We start from the raw sequence: 15,692 nt of genomic DNA on the forward strand, positions 1-15,692 counted from the left end.
GAGAGGAGCGGTGCGGATGACCTCGGTCGCCCCCGTACGCTCGGTGGAACTGGCCATCGGCGGCATGACCTGCGCGGCGTGCGCGGCGCGGGTCGAGCGCAAGCTGAACAAACTGGACGGGGTGCGCGCGAGCGTCAACTTCGCCACCGAACGGGCGATCGTGGAGACCGACGCCCCACCGGACGAGGACCTGCTGCTGCGGCAGGTGAGCCAGGCCGGCTACACCGCCGAGGTGCTGCGGCCCGAGCAGACGAGGGCAGCGCGGGGCGACGAGGCCCGGCGGGTGTGGCGCCGCCTCGTGGTGGCGCTGCTGCTCGGCATTCCGGCGGCGGACCTGTCGTTCACCCTCGCACTGGTTCCGTCGCTGCGGTTCACCGGCTGGCAAGCGGTGGTGCTCGCACTGGCCGCACCCGTCCTGACGTGGTCGGCGTGGCCGTTCCACCGCAAAGCCGCGGTGGCGCTGCGGCACGGGAGCACGTCGATGGACACCCTGGTGTCCGCGGGGATCCTCGCGGCGACCGCATGGTCGCTGTACTCGATGTTCGGCGCGGACAGCGCTTCGGGCGCCGCCGGAGTGTGGGGGTTGCTGCTGCGGCCCGCCGGCTCCATCTACCTGGACGTGGCCATCGGCGTCACGGTGTTCGTCCTGGCCGGCCGCTTGTACGAAGCCCGGGCCAAACGGACGGCCGGAGCGGCTTTGCGCGCGCTGTCGGAGCTGGGTGCGAAAGACGTGTCCCTGCTCGACGAGCACGGTGCCGAGCGGCGCGTGCGCACGGCCGAACTCCGGGCGGGTGATCGCTTCGTCGTCCGGCCTGGAGAGACCATCGCCGCCGACGGCGTGGTCCTGGACGGCGCGTGCACGGTCGACGGGGCCACGATGACCGGGGAGTCCGTGCCGCGAGAAGTGACCGTGGGCGACACCGTGCTGGGTGCGACGGTCGCGCTCGGGGGCCGCCTGGTCGTGCGTGCCACCCACATCGGGGCCGACAGCCGCATCGGGCTGCTCACCCGGCTCGTCGAACGAGCCCAGCACGACAAGGCCTCCGCACAACGGCTGGCCGATCGGATCTCGGCGGTGTTCGTCCCCACCGTGGTCGCACTGGCGGTGCTCACCGCGGCCGGCTGGGCGCTCGCGGGCAGCGGTGCGCCCCGCGCGTTCAGCGCCGGGCTCGCGGTGCTGATCATCGCCTGTCCCTGTGCGCTGGGTCTGGCCACGCCAACGGCGCTGCTGGTCGCCTCGGGGCGCGGTGCGCAGCTCGGGATCTTCCTCAAGGGGACCGCGCCGCTCGACTCGGCTCGCGAGGTCGACACGGTCGTCTTCGACAAGACGGGGACCGTGACCACGGGACAGCTCACCGTCACCGGAGTCCGCACCGAGCAGTACGGCCGGGAGGAATTCCTGCGGCTGGTGGGAGCCACCGAAACCGCGTCCGAGCACCCCGTCGCGGCAGCGGTCGCCGCCAAGGCCCGTGCGGAAGCGGGTGAGCTGCCCGTGGTCGAGGAGTTCACGTCGCTCTCGGGGCTGGGCGCACGGGGCACCGTCGAAGGCCACGCCGTGCTTGTGGGGTCGACCCGGCTGCTGCAGGAGCACGGCATCGCGCTGCCGCCAAGCGTCCGCGCCGATGTGGAGACCTGGGAACGCGCCGGTCTCGGCGTCGTGGCCGCGGCCGTCGACGACACAGCGGCGGGTCTCATCGCGGTTGCCGACACCCTGCGTCCCAGCGCGCCGGCGGCGATCTCGGCACTGCACAGTCTCCGGTTGCGCACGATCCTGCTGACCGGTGACCGTGAGGCCACCGCGCGCACCGTCGCCGCCCGAGCCGGCATCGACGAGGTGATCGCCGACGTGCTGCCCGACGGCAAAGCCGCGGTGATCGACCGGCTGAAGCGTGAAGGCCGCACGGTCGCCATGGTCGGTGACGGGGTCAACGACGCCCCGGCGCTGGCTGCCGCCGACCTCGGACTGGCCATGGTCACCGGAACCGACGTGGCCGCGGGCGCGGCGGACGTGATCCTGGTGAGCACCGACCTGTCCGTGGTATCGCGGTCCCTCCGCCTGGCCCGCGCGACCACCCGGACCATCCGCGGCAACCTGTGGTGGGCGTTCGGCTACAACGTGGCCGCCTTGCCGCTCGCAGCAGCCGGTCTGCTCAACCCGCTCGTCTCCGCCGCGGCGATGGCGTTGTCCTCATTGTTCGTCGTCTCCAACAGCCTGCGGCTGCGCACATTCGACGCCGACGGTCAGGCCACAGTGGACCAGTAGGGCCAGAACGCCTGCAACACCAGCGCCGCGACAGCGACGTACCACAGCGCGAGCAGTCCGCTGTGGACACGCCGGACGAGAGCGCCGAACGCGGTCCCCCGCAGGTTGTGGAGCGTGGTGTACCAGAACGTGGCGATCGTGACGATCCACACGACCATGCAGTACGGGCACAACGCGTGGATGCGGTACAGACTGGCGAAGATCAGCCAGTGGACGAACCCGACGCCGAACGTGGCGCCGAGCTGCATCCCCAACCACACCCAGCGCGGCGCGGTGTACCCGGTCAGCAGCACCACACCGAAGGTCACCACGACAGCGAAGGCCGCGATCCCGATCAGCGGATTGGGAAAGCCGAACACGCCGGCCTGCGGGCTGTCCATCACCGAGCCGCACGAGATGACCGGGTTGATCGAGCAGCTGGGCACGTAGGCCGGATCGCGTAGCTTCGCGATCTTCTCGAGCGTGAGGGCGATCGCCGCAACCAGTCCGAGTGCGCCGCCGATCAGGTAGAGCCAGGCCGGCCCCCGGGTGGTGGCGCCGGTGGCGGTCACGAGGCCAGTGCCCGGTCGAGCTGCCCTCGCAGCTGCTGGGCGACCTGGGCGTAGGTGGTGCCGGCCGGGGAGAACTTGCTGCCGTTGATGAAGATCGTCGGGGTTCCGGTGACGCCGGCTTCGTTACCGTCGGCCTTTCCCTGGTCGATCCGCGCCTGCACCGCCTTCGAGGCCATGTCGGAATGGAACCGGCCGAGGTCGAGACCGAGGTCCTTGGCGTAGGTGTCGAATCGGGCCTGGGCGCGAGCGGTGTCGTCACTGACGTTCTTGCCATCGGCGGCCAGGGCCCACGTGGGGTAATCGCCGTAGAGCTTGTCGTACATCTGCTGGTACTTGCCCTGCAGTGCCGCGGCTTCGGCGGCCCGGGCCGCCGGGACGGCGAGCGGGTGCATGGGCAGCGGGAAATTCCTGGTGACGAACGTGATCCGGCCCGCGTAGTCGTGCTCGATGCTGCTGGTCACGTTCTGGTAGTAGGCCTCGCACACCGGGCATTGGTAGTCGAGGAACTCGACCACGGTGACCGCGCCGTTGTCCGCGCGGCTCACCGTGTGGCTGTCGGGATGGCGCAGGACGTCCGCGGCGACGGTACCGGAGTTCGGCGCGGGCTCGTCCTTGTGGTTGAACACCAGGACACCACCGATGACCAGTATGGCGACGACGATCACGGCGATCGTGGTCCACGTGTTCGCAGACAGCCCTTTCCTGGCTGTCACCGGGTTGCGTTTGTTCCGTGCCATTTCTCGACGGTGTCCTTTCGTAGTGTGTCCGGAACATCGAGGTCGGTGCGCTCCCAGCGCATCAGCAGCGCGGCGAGCACGGCGAGCAGGACGAGTTCGCTCACGGCCAGCGCGAGGATCCCGCCCAGCCGCTGGTCGGCGTGCAGGTCCGGGACCCAGGGCAGCGCGAGCGCCTGGTACATGGCCGCCGCGGCCGGCCCGTTCCCGAGTACGCGGTGCTCGGCGAGCACCGCGGCGCCGAACACGACATCCGCGGGCATGGCGGCGAGGACCACGCCGAGACGGGCGATGTTCGGCATCGGCCGCGGTGGTGGATCGGAGCCGATCACCGGCCAGAAGAAGGCGTAGCCGGCCACGACGAACCAGGTGTCGATGGCCAGGTGTGCCCAGTGGAAGCGGACCGCGGCGTCGAACAGGCCGGTGAAGTAGAGCGCGAAGGGCGAGCCGGCAAACAGCAGCAGCGCCGGGACCGGGTGGGTGAGGAACCGCACGGCGCCGGACTCGGTCAGCGCCGTCAGCCGGAGCCGCATGCCGGGAACCGCCTGCCGCAGGAGCTCAAGCGGGCCGCCCAGCACCAGCAACACCGGAACGAGCATCGACACCACCATGTGGACGGCGAGGTGCACGCTGAACATCGCGGCGGCGTATCGGCCCACCCCTGACGACGTCGCCAGCAGCAGCACCAAGCAACCACCGGACCAGGCGAACGTACGTGTCTTCGGCCATCGACGCGCCCGCCGCACCAACAGCAGATACCCCGCGGCGAGCCCTACCGACAGCGGTGCGAACACCACGTCGGGCCGCCAGTCGGCGAGCAAACGCCACGGCGTCGGGGGCCCGGCGAGGTCGTATCCCAGCACGACCTCGCCCGTGGTCCCCGCTTGGGCGAAGAAGCCCGGGAGCGGCAAGTGGGACAGGTCCACCGAGGCGGCGAACAACCCGGCCAGCGCGACGAGCTCCGCGAACAGCCACGAGAGCCGGCCGGGCGCATGGCGCAACCGTACGAGAACGGCTCCCAGCCCCAGCACCACAAGCGTCTTGCCCAGCAGGACGAGCCCGTACCCCGATGTCCAGCCGCTCGCCGGCACCAGAACCGCGGAGAGAACGAGCCCGGTGCTCACAAGGACGGCCCAGCACCCGATCGCGATGCGGTGATACCGGCGCAGGTGCGCGCCGTCCAGCCAAGCGCGTCGGCGCAGGACCGCGAAGAGAAGCCCCAGCCAGCCGCACGCCGCCGGTACGTGCAACACCAGGGCACCCAGCGCCAGGTCGTGACCGGTGTCCGCCGAACCGTGCCCGGTCACTGCGGGCGGCACCACGGCGACGAGGGAGACCAGGAAGAGCGCGACGGCCGTGGGCCAGCGCAGCACTGCCCGCACCCCCAGCGCGATCGCCGCCGCGAGCGCGGCGGTCACCAGCCACGCTCGCGGCTCCTCCAACGCTCCGATCAATCCCGCCAAGTGGTCGGGCAAGACCGCATCGCGCAGAGACAACCCTGCGGTGTTGCCCGCGGACAAGGGCACCTCCCCCAACGCGGCGATGAACCAGAACAGCGCGGCAACGGAAGCCACCCGCACCTCCCGGTACGCGTCCGGGGCCACTGCCCCGTTCCGCTGCGGGCGGGTGAAGAACACGGTGTAGGCCAGCGAGCCGATGCAGATCGCAGCGGAGAAGTCAGCGGCCAGCCGCAGCACCGGCGCACCGACGGCGACGACGAGACCAGGATCGGCATCGCCCACGGCGGAATACGGGCCTGAACCCGCGAGCCACGCCGCGACGCCCAGCCCCACCAACGCAACGGCGCCGGCCGCACACGTAGCCCTCCGGATCACCGCACGGCCACCAGCATGAACGCCATACCCGCGGCCATCGCGGCCAAACTCGCCCGAGCACCGACATCGGGACGCGTGGCCACAAGAGTCGCCCCCGCCGTGATCGGCCCGGCTGAGCCTCGGCGAATACCTCCCCACGCCTCGAAGACCCAGGCCAGCCCCTCGACCGTCAGGAACGCCGCACACAGCGACGCCAGAGGCCCCAGGCGGGCCGCCGGAGCAGCGCACATCGCCGCCATCACCAGGAAATCCGCAGTGGAGAGCACCCAGCGGTGATCAGCTCGACCGTCACGGCGCCACAGATACACGGCCGACAGTGCGAGAACGGCAGCTCCTGCCGCGAACACCACGACACCGTTCGGTACAAGGCCTGGTGCGTTGCGCGTGGGACGACGTGCATCGCCGCCATCGCCGCGGCCATAGCGGTGTGCCCCGCGTGCCACCAGCGGTACCTGCCGTGCATTCTCACGACGTGCCCGAGGTGCACGACCGCCGACGCGCAGAGCACGATCGCCCACGCGAGCCTCGACCACGCCGGAAGCATCGCGATCACCGAGCCTCGGTCACGGGTTCCAGCGCTCCGAGCACGGCCTGGTGAGTGATCCAGCCGGCCAGGCGGTGCTCCTCGGCCAGCACCGGCAGGCCGGTGCCCGGCGCGTTGGTCAGTGCTGTCAGCGCGTCGGCGAGGCTGCTGTCGCAGGTGACGAGCGGGGGCAGTTCGGCGAGCTCACCGACGACACCGTCGTGCTCGTCGGCGAGCGCTTCGGCGACCGCACGCGCGGTCACGCAGCCCTGGTACCTGCCGTCGGGGCCGACCACCGGCAGGATCCCGTGACCGGACACGGCGAGCGCGTGGGCGGCCCGCGCCCAGGGCAGGTCGGCGGGCAGCGGGTCCGGTAGCGGTTCCGCCACCGACGCCACCTGGGTCGCCGCCAGCCTGCGCGCGTCCGGATGCCGGTCGAGGTCCACGCCCCGGCGGCGCAGCTTGAGCGTGTAGATCGTGTCGCGGCTCAGCGCCCGGCTCGTCGCCGTGGCGATCACGATCGCCGTCAACATCGGCAGGATGATCGTGTACTGGCCGGTGAGCTCGAACAGCACGATCACCGCCGTGATCGGTGCCCGCGCCGCGCCCGCGAACGCGGCACCCATGCCGATCAAGCCGTAGACCCCTGGCGAGGCGGTGAGATCCGGCAGCCAGGCGTGGGCCACGATGCCGAACGCAGTACCCGCCATCGCGCCGATGAACAACGACGGCGCGAACACCCCACCCGAGCCGCCGATGCCGATCGTCAAGCTGGTGGCCACGATCTTGCCCACCAGCAACAGCAGCAGGAACCCGATCACGTACTTGCCTTCGACCGCGTTCTGCAGCACCGGGTACCCCACGCCGTACATCTGCGGCAAGACCAGCAGCAGGCCACCCAGGAACACGCCGCCGACCGCGGGACGCAGCCACTCCGGACCGCGCCACAACCAGTCGCAGAGGTCCTCGACCAGGTACAGCACGCGCGTGAACAGCACACCACACGCGCCGACGAGCAAGCCGAGCACGATGAACAGCAGGTACTCGACCGGATTGCGCAAGGTGAACGGCGGCAGATCGAGGAACGGCACGTTGCCGAACACCGCCCGACCCACGACGCTGGCCGTCACGCTCGCCAGCACGACCGCACCGAACGACTCTGCGGCGAAATCCCGCAGGATCAGCTCCATCGCGAAAAACGGGCCCGCCAGCGGCGCGTTGAACGTCGCGGCGATCCCGCCCGCGGCGCCACACGCCACCAGGACCCGAAGCCGTGACTCCGGGAGTTTCGCCAGGCGTCCCAGCGTCGAACCCAGCGCCGACCCGATCTGCACGATCGGACCCTCGCGACCCACCGAGCCACCCGACCCGATCGTCAGCGCGGACGCCAGTGCCTTGACCGCGCTCACCTGCACCGGGATCCGCCCGCCCCGCTCGGCGACGGCGTACATCACCTCCGGCACACCGTGCCCGCGGGCCTCCGGGGCGAACCAATACACCAATGGCCCGTACACCAATCCCGCGGCCACCGGCGCCAGCAGCAGGAACCACGGCCCGAGCTGCGGAAACCACGGATGCGCCGCATGCCCCGCCGTCGAATAGTCGGCATGCCCGGAGAACACGTGCGTGAACGTGGTGATCAGCCACCGGAACACGACGGCACCCAGCCCGGCACCGGCCCCGATCACCAGCGCCAGGCCGATCAAGCCCGTCGTGCTCTCCCGCAACCACCGCCCCAGCGGCTGCCGCGCAGGGACCACCAGCCGCCGATCAGCCACTCCATTACCCGCAGACACAATTGCAGTATGCAACACTTGATGAGGGTCATCGTCAGCGACCCTGAGGTGCGCGGCGAACGCCGGCCACGATCGGGATGTCGATCAGCGGGAGGTGCCGTGGCGGGCGTCCGTCAGTTCAACGAGCGCGACGCCCTCGGAGGAGCGCTGGAGGTCGTCACCGAACGCGGGTTGCGCGCCACCTCGATGCCCGAGCTGGCCACGGCGACCGGCGTCCAGCGTGGCTCTCTGTACCACGCCTACGGTGGCAAGGAGGAGATCTTCCTGCGAGTCTTCGCCGAATACACCTCTCGTTTCCTGGCCGGTGCCCAGGCCGCCCTGGAACAGCCTACGAAACGCGCCGCGCTGCTGTCTTTCTTCGGCTACTGCATCGAAACGTTCGTCGAAGGCACCCCCTCCCACGGCTGCCTTTCACCCGCACCGCCATCGAGGCGGCGGGCGAGTCGCCCCGGATAGAGGCCGCTGTGCGTGCCATGCTGGACGAGCTGGAAACCGTGGTCTTCGTCAAACTGTCCGCTCCGAACGGCAATGCACCCGCCCCACCGGACCCACGGGCCACCGCGCGCCTGATCGTCGCCACCACACGCGGCCTCGCCGTGATGGAACGCGCGAACCACTCGCCTGCCTCCTTGAAAGAGATCGCGAAGGCACTGGTGACATCGCTGGCCGGATCCTGACGACAAAGGGGAACACCGGCAGCCATCGACGCCGCGAGGCTCGCGGCGGCCTGGCGTAATCGCCCGCAAACGGTAGAACATGCGGAGTCACCTGCCGTAGCGCCAACGTTCCATCAGGTTTGACCGCTGCCGGCGCGGCTACCCAACCAGGAACATCACCGCTGACATGCAGGTCATGCTATGAACCGACCGAAACGATTGCAGGCTGTCTCGCCGTTCTTGGCCGTTGTGCTCGCGGCTGCCACCGTTGCCGGTTGTGGCACCAGCCCACCCGGTCACCCACCCGGTCCCGGCTCCACGACACCGCCGACCAGCATCCCCTCGCCAGCGCAGGTGACGGTGACGGGCACCGTGCTGGCGGGGACCGAACCGGGCTGCCTGGTGCTGGACACCGGGTCGGTGCGCTACCTCCTCGTTCACGGAGACCGCTCCCAACTGACCCCGGGGCGCATGATCACTGTCACCGGACGCACCCACCCGGGTACTCCGACGACATGCATGCAAGGCATCCCTCTTGAAGTGCAATCCGTCCAGCCCTCCCGCTCGCGGTGAGCGGGATCGCCCCCACCTCGTCGATCAAGAACCGGCAGCTCCGGCCAAACAGCACACACGTCAAGCGAGGACGAAGTAGCGAAGCCAGAGGTACGGGGCGGCGACCGCGATGGTGATGACAGTGATGATCGCGCCCTTCTTCGTGAACTCCCAGAACGTGATCGGGGAACCGGAGCGGGCAGCGATGCCAAGCATGACGACGTTGGCGCTGGCTCCCACGGCGGTCATGTTGCCACCGAAATCCGCACCGAGCGCCAGCGACCACCACAGCGCCTGCGAGTGTGCGGGATCAGGGATGTCCTGGGTGAGGGCGAGGACGAGGGGGCTCATCGTGGCCACGTACGGGATGTTGTCGATGAGGCCGGAGAGGACGGCGGAGACGCCGAGGATCAGGAACACGGCGAGGAGCGCGTTGCCGACGGTGGCCTCGGCCGCGAGGCGGGCGAGGGAGTCGATGACGCCGGTTTTGACCAGCGCGCCGATCATGACGAACAGCCCGGCGAAGAACAGCAGGGTCTCCCATTCCACACTGGCGAGGTAGTCCTTCGGGCGTGCGCCCGACAGGAGAATGAGCAGGCCGGCACCGAGGAGGGCGACCACGGCCGGGTCGAGGTGAACGACGGAGTGCAGCACGAACCCGGCGAACACCAGCAGCAGCACGGCACCGCACTTGGCCAGTAACCGGGGTTGCTGGATGGCCTCGCGTTCGTTGAGGGCCATCACCTCGGCGCGGCGTTTGGGGTCGACAGTGAACGAGCCGCGGAACAGCCACGGCAGCGCGAGGGCGAACACGAGCAGCGCGATGACGACGACAGGGCCGAGGTTGACCAGGAAGTCGTTGAACGTCAGGCCCGAGCGGCTGGCGATGATGATGTTCGGAGGGTCGCCGATCAGGGTCGCGGTTCCCCCGATGTTGGACGCAAGGACCTCGGCGATCAGGAAAGGGGTCGGGTTGATGTCGAGCCGGTCGCAGACCAGCAGCGTCACCGGCGCGATCAGGAGCACCGTGGTCACGTTGTCGAGGAATGCCGAGGCGACCGCGGTGATCAATGCCAGCAGGAGCATGACGCGCAGTGGGGAGCCGTTGGCGCGCTTAGCGGCCCAGATCGCCAGGAACTCGAACACCCCGGTGCGGCGGAGGATGCCGACGATGATCATCATTCCGAACAGCAGGAAGATGACGTTCCAGTCGACGCCGGTGGCCTCGGAGAAGAACGCGTCGGCCGAGTCGCTTACCCCGGTGGCCAGCACGATGCCGGCACCCGCAAGCGCGGCGACCATTTTCGGAATCTTCTCGGTCGCGATGAGCAGGTAGGCCACGGCGAACACGGTGATGGCGATGACGGTACTCATGCGAGCGCTCCGCGGGCGGTGCCGGCGTTCAGCACTCGGTGAAGGCCCTCTCCACCAGCCGAGAAGTGGAGATAACGTCGGCGAGCGTCTCGCCCCGCATCGCCCCGACCAGCTAGGCCATCACGGCGGAAACACCGACAACTGTGTCGTTGGCAATCACCCGTGGCAACTCCGGCAGCGCCTCGAGAAGCGCCGTCCGCACCGTCTTGCCGGTGAGGTCGTCCACCGCCCGGTCGGTCCTCGACTCGCTGAGCTTGCCTGCCAGAGACGGGTTGCGCGCATAGCTCGACAGCAAGAAATTCACCGCCTGCAAGACCGACAGCACCGATTGAGGGCGAGTGCCATCCGTGACGGCTGACCCGGCGAGCCGCTGCTCCGCCACGCCACCCGATCACCCGAGCTGACGACACGGTGCGCAATGCCTCGGCCGCACAACCCGGGGAGGAACATGCATGCAGGCAAGCGCTAGTGGTGGCGCCCCGGTCCATGGCAGGCGATGCCACGGTGATTGCGACGATGCCAGCTGGGATGAGTACAACCCGGAAGCACAGCTCAGTCTGGACGGTCGGAGTGGATGTCATCGAGTTCTCCGGGTCGGCGATCCGGCTCGCACCCGGCCGGGCGCGAGCGAGCCGACCAGACTTCCCGGCACTCCTGACCGTAAAGATGCCGCAAAGAAACGTCTAAGGCAACCGCCGCACCACAGCCGGCAGGACCCAGCCGATCGCGGAGCGGGCACTACCCTTTGCATGTGTTTGGCGGCTGGCTCGCCGCGTTATCGCCCCTTCTTCCGCGCGGTCACGTGGTAACCCGGATGACCGGCCACCGCGATGATGCTGAGCACTGGCGGTGATGCACCTGGTCGCGACGCTGGCGATCCACGTCCGCATCCGGCCTGTGGCATTCCTGCGACGGCACTGTGCTGGTGGCTGTTGCCGTCTTGCGCGACGGTCACCGAGATGGTCGGCGCCGAGTCGCGTCCGTCGTCCGTGGCAGGGTGGTGACATGCGCTTGTCGGTGCTGGGGCCGCTGGAGGTGGCCACCGACTGCGGCCTGGTGGAGATCAGCGGGACGCGGTTGCGTGGGCTGCTCGTCCGGCTCGCGGTCGATGTCGGCCGTCCCGTCGCGGTGGATGCGTTGGTGGATGCCTTGTGGCCGGAGGCCGCGCCGGCCGACCCGATCGCGTCGCTCCATTCGCTCGTGTGGCGACTACGGCAAGCGTTTCCCGACGGGTCCCTGGTGCGGTCGGGAAACGGCTGGTACCAGCTGGAGCTGCCGCGAGATGCGGTAGACCTGAGCCTGTTCGAGCAGTTGGCAGACGAGGGCCGGCGGGCTCTGCGGGCCGGTCGTACCGTCGAAGCTCGACGTTTGCTGGCGGAGGCATTGGCATTGTGGCGCGGCGAGCCGCTCATCGACGTTGTGCCTGCGCCGTACGCGGTCGCCGTCGCAGTTCGGTTGCGGGAGCGTCGGCTGATAGCCCTCGAGGATCGCTTGGAGGCAGATCTCTCCGTGGAGTCCGCCTCCTCGGTTGCCGCGGAGTTGGCCGAGTTGACCGCCGCGCATCCGTTACGCGAGCGATTGTGCGTGCTCTTGATGAGGGCGCTGGACGCCGATGGCCGACCGGGGGAAGCGCTGACCGTTTACGAGAACATCCGGCGCCGATTGGCCGAAGAGTTGGGCACCGATCCCGGCAGCCAGTTGCGGCAGGCGCACCTTGCGGTGTTGCGCGCCGATCAGCGGGAGAACGCGAGGCCGAGCGGCAACCTGCGCTCGCCGGTCACAAGTTTTGTCGGACGCACCGAAGAGCTCGCTCAGATCCGCGAGCGGATGGGGGAAGGACGGCTACTGACCCTCGTCGGCCCGGGAGGCGTCGGTAAGACGCGGTTGGCGACCACCATCGCCGCGGAAGCAGCCGGCACCGTCGACGGCGGCGTGTGGCTGGTGGAGCTGGCCGCGCTGACCACCTCCGACGACGTGGTACCGGCGGTGCTTGCGGCTGTGGGCCCCCGCGAAATCGGTATGCCGGACCTCTCGACCCGAGGCCGGGATCCCGTACACCGCCTGGTTGAAGCCCTGGCCGGCGCCGAGATCCTCATCGTGCTGGACGACTGCGACCATGTGGTCGAGACCGTTGCGCGGGTGGCGGCGGAGCTGCTGGGCCGCTGTCCGCGCCTGCGCATCCTGGCCACCAGCCGCGAACCCCTCGGCGTCGCCGGCGAGCTGCTGTTCTCGGTGCCGCCGCTGGCACTGCCGGAACCCGGCCGGCCGGCGGCAGAGAGCCCGGCAGTGCGACTGTTCGCCGACCGGGCGATCGCGGTACGCGCCGACTTCGCCCTCACGGAGGAGGTAGCCGTCGCCACGGCCGACGTGTGCCGACGGCTGGACGGGCTGCCGTTGGCGATCGAACTGGCCGCAGCCCGTTTGCGGGCCACGACCCTCGAACAGCTCGCGGCCCGCCTCGACGACCGCTTACGCGTGTTGACCGGCGGGCCGCGTTCGGCACCGCAACGGCATCAGACGCTGCGCGCGGTCGTTGCTTGGAGCTGGGACCTACTTCCCGACCGGGAGCGGCAGCAGGCCGCCCGGCTGGCAGTGTTCCCATCCTCGTTCACCGCCGAGGCCGCCGAACACATCGGCGCCTCCTGGGAAACACTGGACACCCTCGTCGACAAGTCCCTGCTGTCCATGGTCGGCGAGCGCTACCGAATGCTGGCGACCATCCGGGACTACGGCCTGGAGCAGCTCGCCGGAGCGACCGGTGCGATCCGGACGGCGCACGCCACGTACTTCCTGGATCTCGCCGAACGAGTCGCGCCGCACCTGCACGGAGCCGGGCAACTGCCCTGGATCCGGGAACTGACGGCAGAGCGCGACAACCTGCTCGCGACGCTACACTTTGCGGTCGCCAGCCGGGACGCCATGGCCACGAGACGGCTCGGCGCGGTGCTCGGCCTGGTCTGGGCGATCGACGGCGGCCACGCCCAGGCGGCGGACTGGCTGCACACCGCGTTGACCGTTCCCCCTCAGGCCCGGTCGACGGCGGGCTCGCAGGTCGCGGCTCAGTACCTGTTTCACGCGGTACTCGCCGGGTCCGCACCGGACGTCGAGGTAGCGGTAGCGGAGGTGCAGACGTCGACCGGCAGCGAGGGAGACCCGTCGGCGGCGGCGCTGACGGCGGGACTGCTGGCACTGGCCACCCATGACATCCCGGCCGGCCTCGCCGCGCTCGACGAGCGGGTACCCGAGCCCGACCCATGGCAGCGAGGGATTCGGGCCGTGACCCGCTCCATGCTGGAAGGAGCAGGCGGGGACACAACCGCGATGCGACAGCACCTGGCTGACGCGACGGCCGCGTTCCGAGAGTCCGGGGAGCGGTGGGGACTGGCCACCGCACTGACCTACCTCGCGCTCACCGACATCATGATCGACGACCTCGACGCGGCCGCCAAAGCGCTCGACGAGGCGATCACCTTGATCGGCGAGCTGGAAGGCACCGACCACTTCCAGCGCACCTGGCGGGCCATGACACACGTCCAGCAGGGACGCAACGACGAGGCCCACACCGAACTTCGGAAGATCCTCGACGACAACCCACCCCGCCCGGTCGAGGCGATGGCCCGGCTGTTCCTGGCCGACCTCGCCCGGCACAACGGCGATCTGGCCGGCGCAACGACGCAGCTCGCCCACGCCGCGGTGGGCTTGCGTAGCGGTACCTTCAACGATGCGCTGCTGAGGTTGGGGCAGGGGCACCTGGCTCTTGCCCAGGGCGACCTCGCCGGAGCCGGCCCCGCGCTCCGTGAGGCGTTCACGCAGGCTTGCTCGATGCCGGACCTGCCCATGGTGGCCCAGGTCGCGGTCGCGGCGGCGGATCTCGTACGGCAGCGGGGAAACGCCGAGCAGGCTGCGGTCGCTCTCGGCGCCGCGCACGTCTTGCGCGGCGCTCCCGCCGCAAGCAACCCCGACGTCGCCAGGCTCAGCCAAGAATTGCGGACCGCCCTCGGCCCAGCCGCTTACCAGGCCGCCTACGACCAGGGCCAACAGTCCTCTCGCACAACCGCTCTAGACACGATCGCCAATTGCCTGGCACCCGACCTGCCGCGGAAGGACGCTGACATCCGGCTGAGAGCGCTCTGACAGGACGCCTGGCCACCATCTGTGAACAGCCCGGTCGAAACGGCCGAGAGCGTCGACACGTCGATCACGGAGGCCCTGGCGATGATGTTTCTCGAACTGTTCGTCCCCCGCGGAACGTACGACACCGAAGAGCTCCAGCGGTTCGCCGAGAAGCTGACCCTCAAGCAGTTGCTGACCCACGCGGCCGCCATCAGCGACGTCGTGACCGTCCACGAGGCGGCCAGGGCCAACCCAGGGGTGATGGACTTCCTCGACTCCATCAACCACGTGGTCGTCCACGAAATCAGCGCCTGGGTCGTCGGCGGCCGCCTGCTCGATCGGACTGCGCCGCCGCGCTTCATCGCACGCGCCTACGTCCCTGGCCCGTGGCGCAAAGCCATGAGCCCCTTCCTGATCGCCAGCATCACCCGTGCGCTCGCCCAAGCAGACGCCGACCCGGATCGGTTCCACCACGAGCCTCAGGTCGAAGTGCACGTCGTCGGCGTGCCAGAGGGCGGATACGGCCTGTTCGGCCGGGTGGCCGGCGAGTCGTCACTGCTGGAAATGATCAGCCAGGCGAAGACGGACACCGGGAGACCCAACAACCCCGACGCGCTCGTCGATCCGGTGTGCGGCATGGCCTCCGCTGATATGGTCGCCACCCTCGAACACGAAGGTACCGTTTACGGCTTCTGCAGCACCGGCTGCCGCCGACACTTCGCCGACAAACTGGCCAAGGAGTCGTCCCGAGAAGAACCATAAGAACCCTGGGCCTGACCCGTTTTGACGGACGTCCGGGATGAGGGCTGACGCCTTCGGGAAGGATGTTCCATCATGGAGACCATGGGCAGGAAGAAGCCTCGGCCTCGTCGTTCGTTCACCCCTGAGTTCAAGGCCGAGATCATCGAGCTGTGCCAGCGGGGCGACCGGTCGATAGGCCAGGTCGCGAAGGACTTCGACCTGACTGAGACCGGGGTGCGCGAGTGGGTCAAGCAGGCCGAACGTGACGCCGGGACCCGCGCCGACGGCGGGCTGACCACCGACGAACGGGCCGAACTGGCCCGGTTGCGGCGGGAGAACCGCCGCTTGTCCGAGGACGTCGAAATCCTCAAACGAGCGACGGCTTTCTTCGCGAAGGAGACCCGGTGAACGTGTACCCGTTCATCGAGGCGGAGAACGCCGGCAGCGGGAACGTCAAACGCGCCTGCGAACTGCTCAAGGTCTCCCGAGCCGCCTACTACACCCACCGCGCCGCCACCCCCTCCCGGCACGAACGCGACGACTGAAGAGATCGT

Annotated in this window: 14 protein-coding genes; 7 read left to right on the plus strand and 7 right to left on the minus strand. The window is 69.4% G+C overall.

The window, feature by feature from the left end; genetic code table 11:
* The first annotated feature begins 16 nt into the window (after positions 1 to 16).
* Positions 17 to 2,263 (plus strand): heavy metal translocating P-type ATPase, encoded by a 2,247-nt coding sequence (locus tag ACIA77_RS49420; RefSeq protein ID WP_395893174.1) that lies wholly within the window; start codon positions 17 to 19, stop codon positions 2,261 to 2,263.
* Here ACIA77_RS49420 and ACIA77_RS49425 read toward each other — a convergent pair.
* The 5 genes from ACIA77_RS49425 to ACIA77_RS49445 all read right to left on the minus strand — a co-directional run bounded on the left by ACIA77_RS49425 (position 2,242) and on the right by ACIA77_RS49445 (position 7,684).
* The gene (locus ACIA77_RS49425) at positions 2,242 to 2,814 is read right to left on the minus strand and encodes a vitamin K epoxide reductase family protein (protein WP_395893175.1); all 573 of its coding nucleotides are present in this window, start codon (positions 2,812 to 2,814) and stop codon (positions 2,242 to 2,244) included. The genes ACIA77_RS49420 and ACIA77_RS49425 overlap by 22 nt on opposite strands.
* Entirely contained in the window at positions 2,811 to 3,551 is a 741-nt protein-coding gene (locus ACIA77_RS49430) for a DsbA family protein (protein WP_395893176.1), read from the minus strand. Before ACIA77_RS49430 ends, ACIA77_RS49425 begins: the two co-directional genes overlap by 4 nt.
* Positions 3,524 to 5,341, minus strand: coding sequence for a cytochrome c oxidase assembly protein (locus tag ACIA77_RS49435; RefSeq protein WP_395893177.1), 1,818 nt, complete (start codon positions 5,339 to 5,341; stop codon positions 3,524 to 3,526). Before ACIA77_RS49435 ends, ACIA77_RS49430 begins: the two co-directional genes overlap by 28 nt.
* A gap of 38 nt (positions 5,342 to 5,379) precedes the next feature.
* The gene (locus ACIA77_RS49440; RefSeq protein ID WP_395893178.1) at positions 5,380 to 5,733 is read right to left on the minus strand and encodes a hypothetical protein; all 354 of its coding nucleotides are present in this window, start codon (positions 5,731 to 5,733) and stop codon (positions 5,380 to 5,382) included.
* 199 nt (positions 5,734 to 5,932) lie between these two features.
* Positions 5,933 to 7,684 carry a chloride channel protein gene (locus ACIA77_RS49445; RefSeq protein ID WP_395893179.1) on the minus strand — a complete coding sequence of 584 codons (1,752 nt, stop codon included), beginning with the start codon at positions 7,682 to 7,684 and terminating at the stop codon, positions 5,933 to 5,935.
* Positions 7,685 to 7,801: 117 nt separating this feature from the next.
* On the opposite strand from ACIA77_RS49445, the gene ACIA77_RS49450 reads away from it, so the two are divergent.
* The gene (locus tag ACIA77_RS49450) at positions 7,802 to 8,158 is read left to right on the plus strand and encodes a TetR/AcrR family transcriptional regulator (protein WP_395893180.1); all 357 of its coding nucleotides are present in this window, start codon (positions 7,802 to 7,804) and stop codon (positions 8,156 to 8,158) included.
* Complete coding sequence (locus tag ACIA77_RS49455) at positions 8,107 to 8,379, plus strand: hypothetical protein (protein ID WP_395893188.1); 273 nt, start codon at positions 8,107 to 8,109, stop codon at positions 8,377 to 8,379. Before ACIA77_RS49450 ends, ACIA77_RS49455 begins: the two co-directional genes overlap by 52 nt.
* A gap of 612 nt (positions 8,380 to 8,991) precedes the next feature.
* On the opposite strand, the gene ACIA77_RS49460 is transcribed toward ACIA77_RS49455, so the two are convergent.
* Together ACIA77_RS49460 and ACIA77_RS49465 are read right to left on the minus strand one after the other, a co-directional pair.
* Positions 8,992 to 10,284, minus strand: a complete 1,293-nt coding sequence (locus tag ACIA77_RS49460; protein WP_395893181.1) for an ArsB/NhaD family transporter — start codon at positions 10,282 to 10,284, stop codon at positions 8,992 to 8,994.
* 112 nt (positions 10,285 to 10,396) lie between these two features.
* Positions 10,397 to 10,666, minus strand: a complete 270-nt coding sequence (locus tag ACIA77_RS49465; RefSeq protein ID WP_395893182.1) for a hypothetical protein — start codon at positions 10,664 to 10,666, stop codon at positions 10,397 to 10,399.
* Positions 10,667 to 11,289: 623 nt separating this feature from the next.
* Here ACIA77_RS49465 and ACIA77_RS49470 point away from each other — a divergent pair.
* The 4 genes from ACIA77_RS49470 (at position 11,290) to ACIA77_RS49485 (ending at position 15,683) form a co-directional block, all read left to right on the plus strand.
* Positions 11,290 to 14,418 carry an ATP-binding protein gene (locus tag ACIA77_RS49470; protein WP_395893183.1) on the plus strand — a complete coding sequence of 1,043 codons (3,129 nt, stop codon included), beginning with the start codon at positions 11,290 to 11,292 and terminating at the stop codon, positions 14,416 to 14,418.
* Positions 14,419 to 14,439: 21 nt separating this feature from the next.
* A complete protein-coding gene (locus tag ACIA77_RS49475; RefSeq protein WP_395893184.1) occupies positions 14,440 to 15,159 on the plus strand; it encodes a hypothetical protein in 720 nt (239 codons plus the stop codon).
* A gap of 81 nt (positions 15,160 to 15,240) precedes the next feature.
* Complete coding sequence (locus ACIA77_RS49480) at positions 15,241 to 15,546, plus strand: transposase (protein WP_395893185.1); 306 nt, start codon at positions 15,241 to 15,243, stop codon at positions 15,544 to 15,546.
* Positions 15,543 to 15,683, plus strand: coding sequence for a hypothetical protein (locus tag ACIA77_RS49485; RefSeq protein WP_395893186.1), 141 nt, complete (start codon positions 15,543 to 15,545; stop codon positions 15,681 to 15,683). The genes ACIA77_RS49480 and ACIA77_RS49485 overlap by 4 nt, the downstream gene beginning before the upstream one ends.
* Positions 15,684 to 15,692 lie beyond the last annotated feature (9 nt).

The organism is Amycolatopsis sp. NPDC051903, from assembly GCF_044452505.1.
In the GTDB taxonomy this organism is placed as follows: Bacteria; Actinomycetota; Actinomycetes; order Mycobacteriales; family Pseudonocardiaceae; genus Amycolatopsis.

Coding starts and splice junctions, on each gene's coding strand:
- ACIA77_RS49480 (WP_395893185.1), top strand. CDS start 15,241: ATGGGCAGGAAGAAGCCTCGGCCTCGTCGTTCGTTCACCCCTGAGTTC.
- ACIA77_RS49470 (WP_395893183.1), top strand. CDS start 11,290: ATGCGCTTGTCGGTGCTGGGGCCGCTGGAGGTGGCCACCGACTGCGGC.
- ACIA77_RS49430 (WP_395893176.1), bottom strand. CDS start 3,551: ATGGCACGGAACAAACGCAACCCGGTGACAGCCAGGAAAGGGCTGTCT.
- ACIA77_RS49420 (WP_395893174.1), top strand. CDS start 17: ATGACCTCGGTCGCCCCCGTACGCTCGGTGGAACTGGCCATCGGCGGC.
- ACIA77_RS49460 (WP_395893181.1), bottom strand. CDS start 10,284: ATGAGTACCGTCATCGCCATCACCGTGTTCGCCGTGGCCTACCTGCTC.